Origin of the sequence: Paraburkholderia caffeinitolerans (assembly GCF_902859945.1) — a bacterium.
Classification (GTDB): domain Bacteria; phylum Pseudomonadota; class Gammaproteobacteria; order Burkholderiales; family Burkholderiaceae; genus Paraburkholderia; species Paraburkholderia caffeinitolerans.
This window is the reverse complement of the sequence record NZ_CADIKL010000010.1, coordinates 124674-144018: the sequence shown is the minus strand read 5'-3', so window position 1 is coordinate 144018 and position 19345 is coordinate 124674. Positions and strand designations below refer to the sequence as shown.

Annotated in this window: 15 protein-coding genes; 10 read left to right on the top strand and 5 right to left on the bottom strand. The window is 63.2% G+C overall.

What is annotated here, in order from left to right; genetic code table 11:
• Positions 1-24 precede the first annotated feature (24 nt).
• Entirely contained in the window at positions 25-1437 is a 1413-nt protein-coding gene (locus HV773_RS12660) for a DUF2252 domain-containing protein (RefSeq protein WP_129564109.1), read from the bottom strand.
• Positions 1438-1673: 236 nt separating this feature from the next.
• Between HV773_RS12660 and HV773_RS12655 the strand changes: the two genes are divergently transcribed.
• The 3 genes from HV773_RS12655 to HV773_RS12645 all read left to right on the top strand — a co-directional run bounded on the left by HV773_RS12655 (position 1674) and on the right by HV773_RS12645 (position 6533).
• Positions 1674-3176 carry a class I adenylate-forming enzyme family protein gene (locus HV773_RS12655; RefSeq protein WP_129564110.1) on the top strand — a complete coding sequence of 501 codons (1503 nt, stop codon included), beginning with the start codon at positions 1674-1676 and terminating at the stop codon, positions 3174-3176.
• A 344-nt stretch (positions 3177-3520) separates the two neighbouring features.
• Positions 3521-4135, top strand: coding sequence for a response regulator transcription factor (locus HV773_RS12650; protein ID WP_227875452.1), 615 nt, complete (start codon positions 3521-3523; stop codon positions 4133-4135).
• A 400-nt stretch (positions 4136-4535) separates the two neighbouring features.
• Positions 4536-6533, top strand: a complete 1998-nt coding sequence (locus tag HV773_RS12645; RefSeq protein WP_129564112.1) for a sensor histidine kinase — start codon at positions 4536-4538, stop codon at positions 6531-6533.
• 52 nt (positions 6534-6585) lie between these two features.
• Here HV773_RS12645 and HV773_RS12640 read toward each other — a convergent pair whose 3' ends face one another.
• Positions 6586-7317: a TetR/AcrR family transcriptional regulator gene (locus tag HV773_RS12640; RefSeq protein ID WP_129564113.1), complete on the bottom strand. Its 732-nt coding sequence runs from the start codon at positions 7315-7317 to the stop codon at positions 6586-6588.
• A 107-nt stretch (positions 7318-7424) separates the two neighbouring features.
• Between HV773_RS12640 and HV773_RS12635 the strand changes: the two genes are divergently transcribed.
• The 4 genes from HV773_RS12635 (at position 7425) to HV773_RS12620 (ending at position 12448) form a co-directional block, all read left to right on the top strand.
• Entirely contained in the window at positions 7425-8336 is a 912-nt protein-coding gene (locus tag HV773_RS12635) for a TauD/TfdA dioxygenase family protein (RefSeq protein WP_129564114.1), read from the top strand.
• Between the two features lie 38 nt (positions 8337-8374).
• Positions 8375-9835, top strand: coding sequence for a coniferyl aldehyde dehydrogenase (locus HV773_RS12630; protein ID WP_129564115.1), 1461 nt, complete (start codon positions 8375-8377; stop codon positions 9833-9835).
• A 73-nt stretch (positions 9836-9908) separates the two neighbouring features.
• Positions 9909-11195: an MFS transporter gene (locus HV773_RS12625; protein ID WP_129564116.1), complete on the top strand. Its 1287-nt coding sequence runs from the start codon at positions 9909-9911 to the stop codon at positions 11193-11195.
• Between the two features lie 110 nt (positions 11196-11305).
• A complete protein-coding gene (locus HV773_RS12620; protein WP_129564117.1) occupies positions 11306-12448 on the top strand; it encodes a porin in 1143 nt (380 codons plus the stop codon).
• Between the two features lie 100 nt (positions 12449-12548).
• On the opposite strand, the gene HV773_RS12615 is transcribed toward HV773_RS12620, so the two are convergent.
• The gene (locus HV773_RS12615; RefSeq protein WP_129564118.1) at positions 12549-12962 is read right to left on the bottom strand and encodes an RT0821/Lpp0805 family surface protein; all 414 of its coding nucleotides are present in this window, start codon (positions 12960-12962) and stop codon (positions 12549-12551) included.
• Between the two features lie 378 nt (positions 12963-13340).
• Here HV773_RS12615 and HV773_RS12610 point away from each other — a divergent pair, with 378 nt between their 5' ends.
• Together HV773_RS12610 and HV773_RS12605 are read left to right on the top strand one after the other, a co-directional pair.
• Positions 13341-13928 carry a BPSL1445 family SYLF domain-containing lipoprotein gene (locus HV773_RS12610; protein WP_129564119.1) on the top strand — a complete coding sequence of 196 codons (588 nt, stop codon included), beginning with the start codon at positions 13341-13343 and terminating at the stop codon, positions 13926-13928.
• Between the two features lie 180 nt (positions 13929-14108).
• Positions 14109-15038 carry a hypothetical protein gene (locus tag HV773_RS12605; RefSeq protein WP_343052342.1) on the top strand — a complete coding sequence of 310 codons (930 nt, stop codon included), beginning with the start codon at positions 14109-14111 and terminating at the stop codon, positions 15036-15038.
• Between the two features lie 31 nt (positions 15039-15069).
• Here HV773_RS12605 and HV773_RS12600 read toward each other — a convergent pair whose 3' ends face one another.
• Complete coding sequence (locus HV773_RS12600) at positions 15070-16836, bottom strand: sensor domain-containing diguanylate cyclase (RefSeq protein ID WP_227875454.1); 1767 nt, start codon at positions 16834-16836, stop codon at positions 15070-15072.
• Positions 16837-17049: 213 nt separating this feature from the next.
• Between HV773_RS12600 and HV773_RS12595 the strand changes: the two genes are divergently transcribed.
• On the top strand, positions 17050-17862 hold the full coding sequence (locus HV773_RS12595) for a transporter (RefSeq protein ID WP_129564121.1): 813 nt from the start codon (positions 17050-17052) through the stop codon (positions 17860-17862).
• Positions 17863-17891: 29 nt separating this feature from the next.
• On the opposite strand, the gene HV773_RS12590 is transcribed toward HV773_RS12595, so the two are convergent.
• Positions 17892-19103 (bottom strand): BamA/TamA family outer membrane protein, encoded by a 1212-nt coding sequence (locus tag HV773_RS12590; protein ID WP_227875455.1) that lies wholly within the window; start codon positions 19101-19103, stop codon positions 17892-17894.
• Between the last annotated feature and the right edge of the window lie 242 nt (positions 19104-19345).

Here is a 19345-nt window from a genome sequence, read left to right as displayed (position 1 = left end):
TTGAATCGGCCCTTGCGTCTTGCTTCAGACGCGGAAATCCGCAGCCATGTCTTCGTCGCTGCGGGCTTCGAGCTTGCCCGAGCGGCATGCCTTGATGAACGTCTCGTAGTCCTTCTCGTTTTGCGCGGCGTAGTCGAACGCGTACTCGGTAAGCGCTTCGGCAAAGCGGTCGCCGTTGCCGAGATAGGCGGCGATCTCCACCGCCTTGCCGCTTGCCTTCGCATGGGCGCGGGCGAGCGCCCAACCGCACAGGCGCGCGTAGCCTTGCAGGAGGGTGTTGTTCATGCGCTCGACTTCCGCCGAGATCTTCATGTCGCGCAACTGGCGAACGTAGAAGTAGCGCTTCGCGGGCCCGGTGGTCCAGCCGAGGAATGCGTCGCTGGCCGCCTGGAGCAGCCGCTGCCCGGTCACGACGCGCTGGCCCTGGTGCGCGAGTCCGTCGGCGGTGAAGTGCTGTGCGATTACCGACTCGCGCGCTTCCTTCACCTGCAGGAAGAGCGGCTTGCTGTGACTGTCGATGAGCAGCATCACGAGACAGAAGGTCCCCACGCTGCCGACCCCCACGACCTTGAACGCCACGTCCTGCAGCGCGAATTGCCCGGCGAGCGCGCGGCGCTCGGGCGACAGGGTGCCGAGGTAGTCGTCGAATGCGGCGGCGAGCTTGTTTTCCCACGCTTGCGTATTCGACCATGCGTGGTCCTTGCCGAGCAGCGTATTGGGCCCGCCGGGGTGAAACAGCGCCGGCGGGGCGTCTTGCAGAACCCAGTGGCCATCTCGCTGGGCCGCCATTTTCTCCAGCATGCTTTCGCTGGTGCGTCCCTCGGCTTTTTCTCTGGCCTTGATGATTGCGCGCCGTCCTTCCTCGTTATCGGTGCTTTCGATCATGCGCTCGAACGTGACGATCTCGTGCCAGAGATCGAGCGTGCTGTACTCCGAATATTCGCGTATGCGGTCGCAATACTCGTGCACGGCGGTGGCCACGAATTCGCTGATCGGTCCGCGCGCGATGCCCATGTGCTGGCCCGCGATGGCGAGACTCGCCGTGAGCCGTTTCACGTCCCATTCCCACGGGCCGGTCGCGACTTCGTCGAAGTCGTTGAGGTCGAACACGAGTTGCCGCTCGGGCGTGGCGAAGCCGCCGAAATTCATGAGGTGCGCATCGCCGCAAATCGGAAACACAATGCCCGTGTTGGCGGTGCCGGCCAGATCGTGGGCCTGGATAATCGCGCTGCCGCGAAAGAAGGTAAAGGGTGAAACGGACATGCGCCCATAGCGCAGCGGAACCAGCGCCTCCACGCGTCCCGCGCTGTTTTGCTGAAGCAATGCGATGGGGTCCCGGTCGACGTTGCCGACCTTCGCGTGCATCGATCGCTTCGCATTTTCCCGCGCCGCGCGGCCGATTGCCTGCCGCGTTTCCAAACTTTGTATCTCTGCCATGAGAGCACCTTTATGTTGTTGAGTGCGACGAAACGCGAGCGGTGTGGCTGTGCCTCGCGGCACATTCGGTCCCGTGACAGGCTGGACCAATGGCAAGAAGTCTAGCATCGAACCCTTTCATCGTACTGTGGGCGACGGGCGTGCGGGCGCTTCATGGGAAACCCCTGTTGACCTATAAATGGTACTCTGAAGTATCATTTTGATTCGCTGATACCTGCTCAATCGATTTGCTCCCCATGAATATCGTTTCTCTCTTTGACGACAAGGTCCGCGCACATCCGGACAAGCCATTCGTCCGTTACGCGGGCCGCACCTGGACCTATGCCGAGGCCGACGAGCTAGGCCGCCGCGCCGCGCGTGTGTTCGCGCAGCACGGCGTGGGCGCGGGCGACCGGGTCGCGCTGATGTGCTTCAACACGCCGGGCTTCGTGTTCGCCATGCTCGGTGCATGGCGCATGGGCGCGGCCGTGGTACCCGTTAATCACAAGCTGCAGGCACCCGAGGTCGATTACATCCTCGCGCACGCGCGCGTGAGTCTGGCCATTTTCGATGGTGCGCTGCAACCCGTGGTCGAGCGGCTCACGGCGCCGGGCGTACGCCTTGGCACGGATAGCGCGCTGGCGGGGCATGCGTCGTTCGACAAACTGGTCGAAGCCGCTGCGCCTTTCGAAGGCGTGCTTCCCGCCGACGATTCGATTGCCCAGGTGCTTTACACCTCGGGCACAACCGGGCGCCCGAAGGGCTGTCTGATGAGCCACCATGCTGTGTGCAGTGCGGCAGAGGGCGCGGTTGTGGGCTTGGGCATGACGCCGGACGAGCGCACGCTGATTGCAATGCCGTTGTGGCATTCGTCGCCGCTGAACAACTGGATGGTCGGCACGCTTTATGTGGGTGGCACACTCGTGCTGCTGCGCGAATACCATCCGCAGGCTTTTCTGGAAATCGTGCAGGCGGAGCAGGTGACGCTCTATTTCGGTGCGCCGGTGTCCTATCTGCTGCCGTTGCAGATGGGCCTGAAAATCGAGGACTACGCGCTGGATTCCGTGCGCGCGTGGGTATATGGCGGCGGCCCGATTGGCGCCGATACCGCGCGGCGACTCATGGCCGCGTATCGCAGCGAGCGGTTTTACCAGGTGTTCGGCATGACTGAAACGGGGCCGGCCGGCACGGTTCTCGAGCCCCATGAGCAGGTCGCCAAGGCGGGTTCGATCGGCAGCAAGCCCATGAGTGGCGTTCAGATGCGCGTGGTGCGCGAGAACGGGCAAGAGGCGCGCCCGGGCGATGTGGGTGAAATCTGGCTCAAGGCCGCTTCGCTGATGCAGAGCTATCTTTATGCGCCGGAGGCAACCGCCGAGGCGATCGTCGACGGCTGGTACCACACGGGCGACCTCGTGCGCATGGACGAGGACGGCTATCTATTCGTTGTCGACCGCAGCAAGGACATGATCGTGACCGGCGGCGAGAACGTGTATTCGAAGGAAGTCGAGGACGTGCTGATCGCGCATCCTTCGGTGCGCGACGTGGCTGTGGTGGGGCGCCCGCATCCCGAATGGGGCGAAACGGTAGTGGCCTATGTCGTACCGGTTCCGGGCGAACCGCTCGACGAAGTGGCCATTAACGGATTTCTCGCTTCGCAACTCGCGAAGTACAAGATCCCGCGCGAGTACATCGTGCGCGAAACGCTGCCCCGCACGCCAACGGGCAAGCTGGCCAAGGCATCGCTGCGCAGCGATGCGTAAGGGCTGAAATTACCGCTTGTTTCAGTCCTTTCCAGGCCGGGCCAATTAGACCGGTCTTTGCTTTTTAATTCGGTCCGTTAATGGGCTTCTTTGTGCCTTTTACGCAAAAGATTCCGAATTTTCACAATCGGAGTGTACACTTGCGCCGGTGCTTCCTACCTAGGGTAAGAACGAATAGAGAAATGCCAAGCCCGGCATGCAGATTTTGAATTGCTGATATAAATGCGCGTGTAGCGGCGAATGCCGGGTCGATATGACGTTAGCTTACGACCCGCGTGCTTATCGTCTAAGATTGCGGTGGCATCCGGATGAAATCGGTGCGCCGCACGATATTGGAGAGAGCCGTGATCGAGCCTAAAAATACGGTGATTCACGTTGTTGACGACGACGCGTCGATGCGAGTTGCATTAAGACGTCTTCTTCACGGCGCCGGTTATGACGTGCGCGATTATGCGTCCGCGGGCGAGTATCTCGTCAGCGAACCCGACGCGCGCTCGGGTTGCATTCTGCTCGATCTCGAGTTGGGCGGGCCGAGCGGGCTGGAACTCCAGCAGGCGCTGTTGCGCCATCCGCGCGCGCTGCCCGTGGTTTTCATGAGCGCCTATAGCGACGTTCCCAGAACGGTCAAGGCCATGAAGGCGGGCGCCGTTGACTTCCTGCTCAAGCCGTTCGACCGGCGCACGTTGTTCGACGCGCTCGATGCGGCGCTGCACGGGCCGGCGAACGAGATGCCGCCGCCTGTCGAACAGCCCTGCGTCGACCTCGGCGACCGCGAGAAGGCCGTGCTGCGCGGCATCGTCGGCGGGCTGCGCAACAAGCAGATCGCCGCGCAACTCGGGCTCTCCGAGCGTACGATCAAGAGTTGCCGTGCGGGATTGATGCAAAAGTTCGAGGCCACTTCGCTGGCCGAATTGCTGCGCCGCGCCGAATCGGCGGTGAGCATGCCGCTCATGCAATAGCGTCTTTTCGCGCGCGCCGGCGCGCGAATCCGCTTTGTTTTCCGCAGCGCGAGTATTCGCGCTCGATGCGCCGAAAGACTCTCGCCGGCGCGCCGCTAATTGCCATGTGGAATAAGCTATTCGGCAATCATGGAATTGCGGCGAAGTTTCGACTGCTGAAACGAGTATTGGCACGACTTATTCCGGGTATTTCGTTGCTACTAGCCGTTGCCGCGCATTTAGTCAATTAGTCAATTAGTTTGTTTCGTCCCTGGATCGAACTGGACAACGGCCAATATCCAATTAACATTACGCGATCGGCGTGATCGATGCCGATCGCCTCATTTCCGCGCTGCTCCGGCATGGGGCATCACGCAGTTCAGCGCGATTGCCGCCCGCAGTAATAGCCATTACCGTCCGAATGGAAAAAGCCTTCGAATACCCCGTTGAAGCGCTGCGCGTGCCTGGCGTGCGGTGGAGGCTTTACGCATCGGTGCGTGGGGTGGCTGTGCTGCTGGCGAACGCGATCCGTCTGGGGCTTTTGCTCTGCTGTCTGGGCGTAACCACGGCGTCCGTGGCAGCCGAACCCGCTCGCGTGCTGCTTTTGACCGGCGCCGATCCCAGCCAGCCCGCGGTGTTCGTGCAGATCCGGGCCATTCGCAGCGTGCTCGACGCCGAAATGCCCGGCGGCGCCGAGGTCTATCTCGACTCGATCGATGGATTCCGTTTTGGCGACGAGGACCTCACGCAGGAATTCCTCGCGTTGATGCAAAAGAAGTACAAGGGACAGCGCATCGATCTCATTGTCGTGCTCGGCACACATGCCGCCGACTTCGTGTTGCAGCATCGCGCAAAGCTCTGGCCCGGCACGCCTGTTTTGTTTTCGAGCGTGGCGGAAAACTGGATGGTCGGGCGCACGCTGCCCCCGGAAATCGCGGTGATGCCGTTCGGCACCGACGTCGGCAAGACGCTCGCGCTCGCGCGGACGCTCCAGCCTCGGGCGCACCGCCTCGTCGTTGTGGGCGGAGTGACCGACGTGGATACGGAAATGATCGATCGCGTAATCCGCACGGCGAACCGCGAGCCGGGGCGCTGGACCACGGTGGAACGCTGGGAGGGGCTCGGGCTGGGCGAGATGGAGAAGCGGCTCGCGGGACTCGGGAAAGACGACGTGGTGATCTACACGACCGTCTACCGGGACAAGGAAGGCCATCGCTACTTTCCGTATCAGCTTCTGCCGTCCATGGTGCGGGCGAGCCATGCGCCTATCTATGGCTGGTATTCCACTTATATCGAGGGCGGCATTACCGCCGGAGTCGTCTACGATCTGGCCGAAAACGGCACCAATACGGGGAAAACCGCAGTCGCGATCCTGCGCAACGGCGGGAAATTCACGAACGTCGCGCTGCCGCCCATGCCGTCGCACTGCGTGGCTAACGTAGCCGAGTTCGAGCGTTTTGGCTTGTCGGTCGCGAGCCTGCCCGCCGACTGCCAGCTGGTTAATTTCCCGCCGTCGATCTTTCGCGAGTATCGCGGCACGATGCTGACGCTGCTGGCGGTGGTGATCGCGCAGGCGCTCACCATCGTCGCCTTGCTCGCGCAGCGCCGCAAACGGCGCGATGCCGAGGCCGAGGCCGCTGCGCGCAGCAACGAACTCGCGCGCGCGGCCCGCTTTGCCGCCGCGGGCGAGTTGAGCGCTTCGATCGCGCACGAGGTTGGCCAGCCGCTGGGGGCGATCCTGAGCAACGCGGACGCTGCCGAGTTGATCGTGACTTCGCAGCACGCCGACGTGGGCGAACTCCAGGAGATTCTCTCCGACGTCAAACGCGACGCTTTGCGGGCCAACGACGTCGTGCAGCGCCTGCGCGCCTTGCTGCAGAAGCAGAGCATCGTGTTCTCGCCGATCCCGGTCGACGCCACGCTCAAGGACTCGCTGCCGCTGCTCGAGCCCGAAGCGAGGCGGCGCGCGATTCGCATCGATGCGCAATTCGCGGCTGAAGATCTCGAGGTCATGGGCGACCACGTTCAGCTTCAGCAGGTGCTGCTCAATCTCGCAGTGAACGCGATGGACGCCATGCACGATTCGGCCCCTGCCGACCGGGTGCTGACCCTCGTGACGAGACAGGTGGGCAAGGGCGTTGAAATCGCGGTTTCGGATCGCGGCAGTGGTTTTCGCGTCTCCTGCCCCGAGCAGCTGTTCGAGCCGTTCTATACCACCAAGCCGCACGGCATGGGGCTGGGGCTGTCGATCGTGCGCTCCATCGTTGAAGCGCACGACGGGCGCGTGCGCGCCGCGCTGCGCGGAGGCGGAGGTGCCGAGATCGTGGTCTGGCTGCCGCTCGTGGAGGGCAACCATCACACGCCGCCCGAGGGCGACGTGTCAGATACTCCGGCCCCGATGGACGGCGTTGCGCGCTGAGGCGGCACGCAGGCGATCCGCGCGACCGGCGCAATCCGGTCAATTCGTGTAATCAGGTCTTCTTGGAACCCGCGCCCGATGCGCTCTTTTTTGCCGTATCGGCCGCGCTGTTCGCTACGTAAAGCGTCAGCATTTCGGCGAGCGCGTCGGTCATGGCTGCATCGGCGAGGTGTAGCGGCCCCGGATCGTTGAGCGCAGCATTGACCATCGTGGCGATCATTGCCTGGAACGCCATGGGCAAGCGTTCGCCAGCGCGCCTGCTGCGCCGTAGCTCGGGCAAGCGCAGCAGATGCGCGCTCACATCCATCACGAAGCCGCGCCCGAACTCCTTGATGGGTTGCCAACCGTCCGACGTGTGATCGCGCCGCTGCAGCGACGCGCGTATCACCCCACAGTGGCGCAAATGCCACAAACGCATTGCCTCGACCACTTCATGCGCGCGTTCGGCGAGCGTCGCCGGCGTGCCGCCAGCGCATGCCATCGCATCCACCAACTCTTGCTGGACCCGTTGCGCGTCGTCCAGCGCGAGCCGTTGCAAGGCATGAAAAAAAGCATCTTTGCTTTCGAAGCGGCGATAGAACGCGCCCTTGGTGAGATGGGCCTCGCTACATAGATCGTTGATGCTTAGCGCCTCATAGCTGATATCGATAAGCAGCGTGCGTCCGGCCTCCAGCAACGCATCCGCCGAACGCTGGCCGCTGCGGTAGCGCGGTGCGACAAATCCGTCCCCGCTTTCGAGAGCCTCGGACAGCGGTGGATCGGGTTGAGCGATTGGATTCGGCATGGGAAAACCCTTGGTTGACCCACCAAATGATACCCGATAGCATCCTTTGAAACGATACCCGCCGGTATCTTTTAACGCCGGCGAATTGAATCATTCTGGAGAGAGTCATGCAAGCAGTCGGGAACCCCCTTGCTGAAAGCGCTTCGATCGTGCGCTCGAGCGTCCTGAAGACTTCGTTTAGCGTCGAGCCGATCGCGCCCTCGATCGGCGTGGAGATCGGCAACATCGACCTCACCGCACCGCTCGACGACGACCAGTACGCTGCGCTGCGCGCTGCGCTGGTCGAGCACAAGCTGCTGGTGTTCCGCGATCAGGACATCACGGCGGAGCAGCAAGTCGCGCTGGCGCGCCGCTTTGGCGAGCTCGAAGTGCACCCGGTGTTTCCGCATCATCCCGATCATCCGGAGCTGGTCGTGCTCGGCGGCGACGGCAAGATCCCCGGCCGCGAAAATATCTACCACTCCGACGTGAGCTGGCGCGCACGCCCCTCGATGGGCTCGATGCTGCGTTGTATCGAATGCCCCAAGGTCGGCGGCGACACGATCTGGGTGAACATGGCGGCCGCGTATGCGAAGCTGCCCGAAGCCACGCGCGATGCGCTGGAAGGTTTGTTCGCGGTGCATGATCTGCTGCCCGCATTCGGCACGCGCATGACGCCCGAGGAGCGAGACGCGCGTCGTGCCGCTTTCCCGCCCGCGATTCATCCGGTCGTGCGCACCCACCCCGAATCGGGCGAGCGCGTGCTTTACGTGAACGAGGCGTTCACCACCCATCTGGTGAACTACATGGAGAAAAACGAAGTGCGCTTTGGCTTCGACTTCCGCCTCGCCGAAATGGACCTGCTGCAATACCTGTTCCGCCAGGCTGCCGCGCCCGAGTATCAGGTGCGCCTCAAGTGGCGGCCGAACACGATTGCGTTCTGGGACAACCGGTCCACCCAGCATTACGCGATTCAGGACTATTTCCCGGCGCGCCGGCGCATGCTGCGCGCGACGGTCATCGGTGACGTGCCGGTTTAAACGGCATCGATCTTCCGATATACAGTAGAGCGAATCAAATGAAGTTTACAGAGCAAGAATTGCCACACGCAACGCGCGATAGCGACGAGATCGCCAAGCGCTTTTCGGCGATGCGCGCGGCGTTTGCGGAAACGCCTTTTCCCTCGTATGAGCAGCGGCGCAATGCGTTGCGCCGGCTGCGCGAAGGGTTGCGCACGCATGCGCACGCATGCGCGGTAGCGGCGACGCAAGACTTCAGTGTTCGCGCCACCGCCGAAACCATGCTTGTGGATCTGCTGCCTTCGCTGCTCCACATCGACCATTTGCTCAAGCATCTGCGGCGCTGGATGCGGCCTTCGCGCCGCTCCACGGAATTGCTGTTCGCCACGAATCGCGCACGGGTTCAGTATCAGCCCAAGGGCGTGGTCGGGATCGTGGTGCCGTGGAATTTCCCGTTCTATCTCGCGCTAGGTCCGCTCGCAACGGCGCTGGCCGCGGGCAACCGCTGCATGATCAAGACCTCGGAGTACGCGCCGGCGTCGTCGCGCGCGTTGAGCAAGATGTTGGCCGAAGCGCTGGGTGAGAAGTTCGTTTGCGTGGTGGAAGGCGATGCCGAGTGCGCAAAGCGCTTTTGCGCGCTGCCGTTCGACCATCTCGTCTTTACGGGTTCGCCGGCCGTGGGCCGGCATGTGATGCGCGCTGCTGCGGAGAATCTCACGCCCGTCACGCTCGAACTGGGTGGCAAGTCGCCCGCGATCGTTTCGCGTTCGGCCGATCTGCCGCGCGCCGCGCGGAAGATCGTGCACGGCAAGACCGTGAACGCCGGGCAGATCTGCGTTGCGCCCGACTACGCGATGGTGCCGCGCGAACACGTGGGCGCGTTCGTGGCGGCCGCCGCGAGCGCGTACGCGAAACTCGCCGGCGACGGCGCGGACTACACCGCGATGATCGATACGCGCAGCCGCGACCGCATGTACGCGCTGATCGAGGATGCGCGCGCGCTGGGCGCGACGGTCACGGTGTGCGGCTCGTCAGCACAGGGCAAACCCGGCAAACCCGGCAAGCCCGATGGCCGGCAAGTGCCGTTGCACATCATCACGGGCGTTCGCCCGGAGATGCGCATCGCGCGCGAAGAGATCTTCGGCCCGCTGCTGCCCGTGATGGAATACGACACGTTCGACCAAGCGATTGCGTGGGTGCGCAACGGCGAGCGTCCGCTTGCGCTCTACTGGTTCGGCACGGACAGCAGCGAGAGCGAGCGCGTGCTGCGCGAAACGCATGCGGGTGGCGTGACGCTCAATGACTGGGGCTGGCACGCGATGAATCACGACATGCCATTCGGCGGCACCGGCATGTCGGGCATCGGCAATTACCACGGCGAGGAAGGTTTCCGCGAGCTTTCGCATGCGAAGGCCGTGCTATCCGAACACCGCTGGTTCCCCGTCGAGCTGTTTCATCCGCCTTATGGCGGCATTGTGCAAAAAGCGGTGCTGCGCTGGTACTTCGGCGCACGGTCCTGAACCGGGCAACCGGCCTTTCGATATGCGCGGCGGCGCTTTAGCGGCGCGCGCGCCCTGACACGGAAACTCTGGCATGCAACCCACGTATCAACCCGCTCGCGCGTGGTTCATGACGGCGATGTTGTTCTTGCTTATCGCCATCAACTTTATCGACAAGGTCGTGCTCGGTCTCGTGGCCGCGCCGCTGATGAAAGAGCTGGGCCTTTCTCCAGCGCAGTACGGACTGCTTGCCGGCAGCTTCTTCTTCCTGTTCGCGGTGACCGGCGTGGCCGGTGGGTTTCTCTCGAACCGCCTGCCTACGCGCTGGCTGCTGCTGGTCATGGCCTTGCTGTGGGCCGTCGTGCAATTGCCGATTGCGTATGGTTCGTCGCTCGGCATGCTGATTGCGTGCCGGGTGATGCTGGGCGCGGGCGAGGGCCCGGCGCAGCCCATCGCGATTCATGCCTGCTACAAGTGGTTTCCGGACGAGCGTCGCAATCTGCCAGTGTCCGTGTTCCAGCAGGGCGCCGTGCTCGGCATGGTGGTGGCGGGCATTGCCGTGCCGTGGATCGACGCCAAGTGGGGCTGGCGCACCAACTTCATCGTGCTCGCGGCGCTCGGGCTGGCATGGGCGATCCTGTGGCTCGTGGCGGGTCGCGAAGGGCCGCTCGATGCGCGCGCAACGAAATCCACGGATGAGCGCAACGTTGCCGACAGCGGCGCGCGCATCAGCTATCGTGCGCTGCTGGCCGACCGTACGGTCGCCTGCATTATCGCGCTGCACTTCGCGGCGTTCCTGACGCTTGCGCTCGTGCTCACGTGGCTGCCGGCGTATCTGAGCGAAGGTCTCGGCTATGCGCCGCGCCGCGCAGGTCAGTTGTTCGCCGCGCTGCTGGTGGCAAGCGCGCCGGTTGGGATTGTGCTTTCCGCGCTCTCGCAGCGCTTGATGAAGCGCGGCGTGCCCTCGCGTATCGCACGTGGCGCTTTCGTATGCGTTTGCCTCGCTGTGGGTGGCATGCTGCTCGTGGCGACAGCCGTGTGCGATTTCGGCCCGATCATGAAAGTCGTGCTGATCGCGCTGGCGATTTCCACCACGCCGATCATCTACTCGCTCGGCCCGGCGATGGTCGCGCAGATCGTGCCGCCGCAGCAGCGCGGCGCGGCGCTCGCGATCGAGTATTCGGTGGCCTGGATTGCCGGCATTGTTGCGCCGCCGGCGGTGGGCTGGATGATCCGCGCCGCGAACAACAACGTGGCGGCGGGCTTCGAACAAGGGCTGCTGCTGACGGGTGCGCTGCTCATCGTGCTGGGCGTGGGCGGCCTCAAGATACTGAATCCCGAGCGCTCGCTCGAGCGACTGGCGCGTCGCCTGACCGCTTAAAGATACGCATAACCACATTGTCTGGACGCTATTTGCGCTATATGCGTCCAATACGCTATTCCATTTAAATCGGCGCCAGCCAATAATCTCAAAGTCTTGACGGGGAAGAAATGCTTAAAAGAAAAGCACTACGAAATAAATGCCGAACGGCGGCGCGCGTCACGGCTGCCGTGGCGCTCAGCGGGGCAGCGGCTGCAGCCCATGCACAATCGTCGGTTACGCTGTATGGCTTGATCGACACAGCGGTGCGCTATACGACGCATGCGGACACGGCCGGCGACAGCAAGGTCCAGCTTTCCAACGGCGGCCTGAGCGAAAGCAACTGGGGCATGCTTGGCTCCGAAGATCTCGGTGGCGGCAATCGCGCGGTGTTCCAACTCGAAAACCGCTTTTTCCCGAACTCGGGCATGAGCGATCCTGGTTATCCGTTCTTCAACACCGCGTACGTCGGGCTGGTGTCGCCCAACTTCGGGCGTCTCACGATGGGTCGCCAGACCAATCCGCTCGCCGATGCCGTGCTGAAGACCTTCGTGACTTCGCCCTGGCTGCCGACGGTGTATCAGTTCCGCCCCGAAGTCGCGATGGCCGAGGGCGTGTGGTCCAGCAACATGGTCAAGTACATCGCGCGCTGGCGCGACGTGACGGTCGATCTTTCGTATTCGTTCGGCGGCCAGGCGGGCGCGTTCGGCGCGGGCAGCCAGATCGGCGCGTCGCTCACGTACATCCCGGCATTTCCGCTGAAGCTGGCGGCCGGCTATCTGGATACGCGCGATGCCGTGAACAGCTCGGCGCACTTCAAGGCGTGGACGGCGGGCGGTTCGTATACGTTCGCCGATACGACGGCCAGCTTCGGCTGGGCCATGAACCGCCAGGACCAGGGTTTCGTGGGCAACTACCCGAACGGACCGTTCTCGGCGCCTCAGCTGACCGCGCTAAAGTTCAACACGTTCTCGGAGCGTGAGATGTTCTTCGGCGGCATCTCGCACCAGTTCGGCAATAACACGCACGTTGCGGCCAATATGTGGCGCACGCTGCAAGACGGCAAGAATCAGAGCGGCGATGGCAACGCCACGCAGTTCCAGTTGCTGGCCGACTACAACCTGTCGCGTGCCACGGATGTTTATATCGAAGGCGATTACGCCATGTATCGCGGCGGACTGGTTGGGGCGCAGTTGCAGGGCTTCGTGGGCTTGAGCGCCGCGGCGAAGACCACGCAGCTTGGCGTGATGGCGGGCCTGCGGCACATGTTCTGAGTGCCGGGTTGAGCCTGGCCCGGGGCGATGCCGGATGGCGCGGCCCCGGGCAGCATGTGTTGTTTCTTGCAGTGGACGCCGTGCGACGCGGCGCCTGATCTCACTGCGCTCCTTGAAGCTCCCACTCTGCTTGCGTGGTTCGGCAGAACTGCGGGCGCAGCTTGACCGCATGGGGTCCCGCATTGACCGTCACGGCGACGAACCGGCAGGTTCGCCCGTTCTTGATCGAGGTGCCCTCGGGCGTGATGGTTGCGCTCACCTCGGCGCGATCGGCGGTGGCGGGGCGGCTCCATTGAATGGATTCGCCATCGTCTTTCGTGTTCAGCACCACACTCACGGTGCTGTTGAGCGCGGCGATGTCGTTCTTGTCGAGCTGGCTCATTGGCGTGCTTTCGAGGAAGCCGCCGGGTGCCGACCAGGCGGGCGGCGATGCAAGCGCGAGCAACAGCGCGCCGAGGGCGGCGGCCAGGTGAATTTCCCGTCCGGCCTGGCCGGTCGAGTTGTGGTTCGACATGGTGGATTCCAGTCTCTCAAAGCGCGCAGTGCAAGAGCAGTGCGCAGGCGTTGCTACCGGCTTTTTTACCTGCTTCGTAACCTGCTTTGTTAGCGTCAGGCAGGCGACTCCGACCTGATCGTTTTCCTATTGCAACAGTGTATCCATTCGGGCTTGGGGAAGGGGTGTTGCCCTTTCGGGCAACCGCTTTGCCCCGCACCCCTATGGCATCGTGTGGCGGCGCATACGAAACTTCCGGATAAAGGGCTTGGGCGCAGCGCCTTCGCGCGTTTGCGGAACGCCTGCGAATCAGCTGGCCCCGATTCCCGTATGCTGCCAGATTTGCCGCCTCAGCGGCGTTCAACGACTTGAGCAATCACACCTGATATCGGAGAAAAAATGCGCGGACGTCTCTTCATGCTGAAGACCTCGATTGCCCTCGGGGTGCTGGGCACCGTGCTGGCCGGCTGCACGACCACGGGCAGCCAGTCGTCGACGCAGGCTTCCACGGAAGCGCGCCGCCAGTCCATCGACGCGAGCGTCGACGGCACGCTTTCGCGTCTCTATCAAACGGCGCCCGGCTCGCGCGAGCTCGTAGGCAAGGCGCGTGGCGTGCTGGTGTTCCCGCAGGTGATCCAGGCGGGCATCGGCATTGGCGGCGAGCACGGCGACGGCGCACTGCGCGTGGGCGGCAGCACGACGGGCTACTACGGTCTCTCGTCCGCTTCGGTGGGCGCAACCCTCGGCGTGCAGTCGAAGGCCGTGGTCTATCTGTTCATGACGCAGGACGCGCTCGACAAATTCCGCGCCTCCAAGGGCTGGTCGGCGGGCGGCGACGCATCGGTTGCCGTCGTGAAGATGGGCGCCAATGGCCAGATCGACACCACGACCACCACCAAGCCGGTCGAAGTTTTTGTGCTGACGAACAGCGGCTTGATGGGCGACCTCTCGGTCTCCGGCACCAAGATCACCCATTTGGACCTGTAAGGCCGCAATGCGGCGCAGGGGCGGCACCGCCATGTCTTTCGGCTTGAAAGGATGTGGCGCCCGCTTGGGTGTTCAGGGGAGAAAACCATCATGTCCGTGAGGTCGAGACGCGGTTCTCGACAGGCCCGCGCCCGGCGCGGGCGACTGCATGGCGTCCGAGTTGCGGGCGCCGCTCTGCTATTGAGCGCGCTGAGCTTTGCCCCCGTGGCGGCCACGGCGCAAGCGGCGCCGTCGCTGCCGACCTTTACCGGCCCCGACGTGCAAAAGCGCGCCAACGCCGTGCTCGCGCTGCTGAGCTACACGGTCACACCGGATCTGACCGCGAGCTCGCTGGGCATCAACAACGGCAACACGGGCAACCCGGCGCTGAACATGACCCAGCTTGGCGGCGGCTTCACGCTGAGCCAGAGCTTTCCGCTTTATCTGGAAGGCGCGATTGGCGGGTCGCGCTACGACCCGACCTTCCTCGTCTCGGACGGCAAGGAGCAGCGGCAACTGCCGACGCGCTGGACCAACGTGGCCGCGACGGGCGGCATCGGCTGGGATTTCCCGCTCAACGAGAGCAAGACTCTGGTGATCCGGCCGATCTTCAATTTTTCGCTCGGCGAAGTCGTGAGCGATGCATCGGCGGCCCAGTTCCTGATCAACCGGCATATCGACAAGAACATCCAGTTCATCAAGGACGGCTCGCTGAGCGCCTATGGTCTGGGCGGCTCGCTCATGCTCGGCTGGTACCCGCGCAAAGAGCCTTACGAGTTCGATCTCGAACTGCGCTACACGGACATCTATCTGCAGAGCTTCGGCTCGTCGACTGCCGTGCGAGGCGAGGCCAATGCGCAGTCAACCAATCTCTATGCACGCTGGCGCGCGCCAACGGGGCTCCTGGTGCTGCACCGGCCGCTGCGCTACGTGCTCGAACTGTCGCATTCGACCTATCTCGGCAGCCAGGCCGATATTCTCGGCTTCAATCATTTGACTTCGGTCGGCGCCGGTCTCGAGATCGATACAGGGGCCGTGACGAAGCTGTTTTCGCGGCTGCGCATCGTGGGGCGCTACGCATTCGGCCAGAATGTGTCGGGCGCGTCGCTCGGGATCGCGCTCAGTTTCTGATTTGACTTCCGGTCCGCTGCGCATCAAACGGTTACAGCTCCGCACTCCAGCGCTGAACGCGGTTGCGTCCCGCGTGTTTCGCCGCGTATAGCGCGGCGTCGGCGCGCTTGAGCGTGGCTTCGAGACTGTCTTCCGCTGCGTCGTAACGGGCAATGCCGATGCTGAAGGTTTGCGTGAGCGTGTCGCCATTATCGAGGTCGATGGGCGTGTCCTGCAGCGCATGCCGAATCCGCTCGGCCACCATGTGGGCGCGCTCTTCAGGCGTGTCCAGCAAGATCGCGGCGAACTCCTCGCCGCCGATGCGCGCGGCAAGGTCGTCTTCGCGCAGCGCGTTCTCGAACACCTGCGAGGCCACCTTGAGCACGCGGTCGCCAATCGCATGGCCCCACGTGTCGTTCACGCGCTTGAAATAATCCAGGTCGAGCGCCAGCACTGAAAGAGGGCGTTGATGCCGCCGGGCATGCGCCACCGCCTGCCCGGCGGCCTTTTCGAAGTAACGGCGATTGGCGAGCCCCGTGAGCGGGTCGAAGTCCGCATCCGTTTGCAGTTGCTTGAGCAGCAGATGCTGATGGGTGATGTCGGTGAGCACCACGAGTAGCGGATCGCCGTCGCCCGGGTTCTCCAGCGCTGGAAGTCTCGTGCAGTGAACCAGCATGTGGCGAACGCCCGAACGCGTCTGGAACGGCGCGGGCTCCTTGGTGTCCTCGACTTGCATGCGCGCCCAGTTCGCGTCATCGACCAGCAGGCGCGCAAAGGGCTGGCCCTTGTCGGCCAGGGTGCCGAACACGGCGAGCAAGGCGTCATTGCCAAGCAGGATGCGCTGCGACTTTGCATCGACTACGGCAACGGGCGTCGGCATGCTTTCCACGATGGTCGAAATCGTGCTCACATGGCGTTGCACGCGGCTGTTGAGGTCCCTCTGCCGGCCAATCAGGACAAAGCCGCCGGCCAGCATCACGAGCAAGAGCGCCGTGGCGCCAAGATTGATGTAGAAGCTCGCCCAGAGGCTGTCGCGGAAGGTGCTGATGGCATAGCCCAGATCGAGTGTCCAGTACGCCGAGTCCGACCCGAGCCCGATTCTCTGCTGTGCAACGAGACGCTCGGTGTGATCGCGCCGCCACAGTGCATAAAACGTGCCCTCGATCGGGCCAGCACGTGAATTCTCGTCGCGATCGATTTGTTGCCCGACGGCCACCCCTTCCACCTGCGGGATCCGCGCGACGACGCGTAGCGCGTTGTCGCGCAGAAGCAGGGCAGTGCCGGGAATCAGCTTCACATTCTCGAACATGTGCTGTTCGAGCGGCACGAGATGGATGGTGAGCGCATCGAACTGGCCAGCCGCATTGAAGTGCTTTTCGGCGACCACCAGCGCGCCACGGTTGCCCCACACGACTGGCAGCCACAGCCGCGCGGACGCAGCGGCGCGCACCTGCGCGAAGATCGCGTCGAACCCGGGAATCTCGTTGCGCGCGTTGGGGCGGGAAGCGGCCACCACGCGAGCGTTCGCATCGAATACCGCAATCAAGGAGTCGCCCAGTGACATCTTCAACGTTTGCGTGAGATCGCTCAGCGCATCGTTGGTAGCCTTGCCTTCGTCGACGAGCGCCTGGGTAGTCGACATCATGCCGTCGAGATCGTGAAGGCGGTCCTCGATGAGCCGCGCGACCAGCGAGGTTTGCGCGGTGAGTTGTTCGGCGGCCTGCAGGTCCGCGGCGCGAAAGTCGTGCCACGACTGCCACGCGTTAATGAAGGTATTCGCCGCGACCAGCACCGTCAGCAGGGCCAGTAACTTGCGCATCCATAATTCGCGCGTGACTGGACGCAACGTCCAACTGTGATTCGTGGGAGGCGACGAGGGCATGGGGCGTAGGCGCGTTTCGACTTTCTGGCTGATTGAATGCGGGCGTGAATTTCCCCTTGGGATATTCGAATTGCCCCGAACCCGAATGGTTGCGGCTTGAATATTGTACGAGACTTCGCTACCAGTGAAACTGTAAGCAGGTTTGAAGAAATGATGAAGAAAAAAACCGCAGCCCTCATGGTTGCGGCGTTGGCCAGCGCGTCCGCATTTGCACAAAGCGATGAAGATCTTGCCAAGCAGTTGAGTAATCCCGTCGCGGCGTTGATCAGCGCGCCGCTGCAATTCAATTACGATTCGAATATCGGTCCTGCCCGCGACGGCGACAAATACTACGTCAATGTCCAACCGGTCATTCCGTTTCACTTGAACGCGGACTGGAATCTCATTTCCCGCACGATTCTCCCGATGGCGTCCCAGCATGACGTGGTGCCTGGAGCGGGATCGCAGACGGGGCTCGGCGATACGCTGCAAAGCTTCTTTTTCTCGCCGCAAAAGCCGGGGCCGGGCGGCCTGATCTGGGGCGTCGGTCCTGCGCTGCTGGTGCCCACGGCCACGGACAATCTGCTGGGCGGCGGCAAGTGGGGCGCCGGCCCCACGGCGGTGCTGCTGTGGCAGAACCATGGTTGGACCTATGGCGCATTGGCGAATCACGTCTGGTCGTTCGCCGGCGACGGCAACCGGCCCGGTGTGAGCTCGACGTTCATCCAGCCGTTCCTGAACTACACCACGGCCGATGCGTGGACCTTCGGGCTGAATACCGAGTCGAGCTATGACTGGGAGCGTCACCGCTGGTCTACACCCATCAACGGGACTGTGAGCAAGCTGCTGAAGATCGGCGGGCAACCCGTGAGCATTGGCGCGGGCGTGCGGTACTGGGCAGCAAGCCCGGACAGCGGGCCGCATGGCTGGGGCGCGCGCATGATCGTGACGTTCCTGTTCCCCGAAGGCAAACCGCAGCACTGAATGCAACACAGAATCCCGCGCACGGGTCGTCAGCGCCATGCGCTGCCGACCTGGATATAGAACGCGTTCTGGCCGGGGCCGTGCGCGATGTCGATACCCATCGTAAGACCGAGCTTGCGCGCAATCAGGTAGCGAAAACCCGTGCCGACGCCAAAGGCCGTGGGGGCATCGGAAAACGAGTGCAGGTTGCCATAGGCCCGCCCGACACCGCCGAAGCCGAGCACCGACCAGCGCGGCGTGAGGTAATAGCGCAGTTCCAGTTCCGCGGTCAGCTGATTGCTGTCCTGGAACTTGGCCTGCGAAACGCCGCGCAATTTCACGTAGGGCTGTGCGAAGAACGGAATATCGCCTTGCGAGAAGCCCGTGTCGGCGCGCAGCCCGAGCACCCATTTCGACGAGAACGGAATCCAGTGATAGCCCCTCAGGGCTTCCATTTCGAATGAGCGGTCGCTGCCGAGCGCGCCGCGCGCGATCTCGGCTTCGAGTTCCGCATAGGTGCCGCTGCGCGGATAGAAAATATTGTCGCGCGTGTCGTAGTCGACGACGATGCCGCCCTTGCCGACATTCAGGGTGCGCTCGAAATTGCGGATGGTGTCGGGAACGGCGCCATCGAAGCGCGATGTCGCGTTGAAAAAGGTGTAGCGAGGTCCGACGTACCATGGGCTGTCGCCGAGCCGGAACAACAGTTGCTGGACCGTGCCGAGGCCGCTCAACTGGTACGCGTTCGCGTTCTCGCGCGGCCCATAGTAGTTCAGGTGCAAATCGATCTTGCCGAGCACGCCGAGATAACGGATATGGTCATCGTCCCACGTGTGAAAGTGCAGGAGGCCGGCGGCCCAACTGTCGGTATTCGTGTACATGCCGGCCACGCCCGTGATGTTGGGCGGCTTCATCTTATCGGGCTGCGAGTCGGCGGTGTCGTCCGCTTCGCCGGTGTCGGCGCCGGCGGCGCTATCCGTGCCCATGGCCTTTTTTTCGTCCGCCTTGGCGGCGGCCGAGGTGAAATAGAGCAGCCCGAGCCCGAAGCCGTAGCCGATCGCGGGCTCCGTGATGATGGTCGGAACCGGCAGCACGCCCTTGTGGTGCAGAAGCATTTCGCTGAGGTCGAATTGGCCGTCTTCAGGATCGAAGAACCTGGAGCGGAACGTGTCGTCTGCGCCGTGCGCGAGCGTGGCGATGGCGAGCAGCAACGGCGATAGCAGCCGCAGCTTGCGGGAGACGCGCGGATTCCTGGTGGCCAATTTCTGTGTGCTCTTGTCTGGATGCATATTTCGCATGCCATCGCCATGGACGCAAATAATTGGAAAGCGTCGAACGATTGTGCACTGAAACGCCATTGGTATTCGGGGCAATGCGCCCGCCCTTTTGGGCAATGCGTGCTTGCATCGTACACGCGACAAGGCTTTGGCGATCTGGCGGGCGTTCAGGGGTGTTGCATTTTTTTTGGCGGGCCAGTCAAATCGCGCGGTTCATGCTAGCTTCT

Bases quoted from the DNA above. Each gene is read 5' to 3' on its own strand.
- HV773_RS12635 (WP_129564114.1), top strand. From the start codon at position 7,425: ATGCAAGCAGTCGGGAACCCCCTTGCTGAAAGCGCTTCGATCGTGCGC.
- HV773_RS12645 (WP_129564112.1), top strand. From the start codon at position 4,536: ATGGAAAAAGCCTTCGAATACCCCGTTGAAGCGCTGCGCGTGCCTGGC.
- HV773_RS12610 (WP_129564119.1), top strand. From the start codon at position 13,341: ATGCGCGGACGTCTCTTCATGCTGAAGACCTCGATTGCCCTCGGGGTG.
- HV773_RS12600 (WP_227875454.1), bottom strand. From the start codon at position 16,836: ATGCGCAAGTTACTGGCCCTGCTGACGGTGCTGGTCGCGGCGAATACC.
- HV773_RS12630 (WP_129564115.1), top strand. From the start codon at position 8,375: ATGAAGTTTACAGAGCAAGAATTGCCACACGCAACGCGCGATAGCGAC.
- HV773_RS12620 (WP_129564117.1), top strand. From the start codon at position 11,306: ATGCTTAAAAGAAAAGCACTACGAAATAAATGCCGAACGGCGGCGCGC.
- HV773_RS12640 (WP_129564113.1), bottom strand. From the start codon at position 7,317: ATGCCGAATCCAATCGCTCAACCCGATCCACCGCTGTCCGAGGCTCTC.
- HV773_RS12595 (WP_129564121.1), top strand. From the start codon at position 17,050: ATGATGAAGAAAAAAACCGCAGCCCTCATGGTTGCGGCGTTGGCCAGC.
- HV773_RS12660 (WP_129564109.1), bottom strand. From the start codon at position 1,437: ATGGCAGAGATACAAAGTTTGGAAACGCGGCAGGCAATCGGCCGCGCG.
- HV773_RS12655 (WP_129564110.1), top strand. From the start codon at position 1,674: ATGAATATCGTTTCTCTCTTTGACGACAAGGTCCGCGCACATCCGGAC.
- HV773_RS12615 (WP_129564118.1), bottom strand. From the start codon at position 12,962: ATGTCGAACCACAACTCGACCGGCCAGGCCGGACGGGAAATTCACCTG.
- HV773_RS12625 (WP_129564116.1), top strand. From the start codon at position 9,909: ATGCAACCCACGTATCAACCCGCTCGCGCGTGGTTCATGACGGCGATG.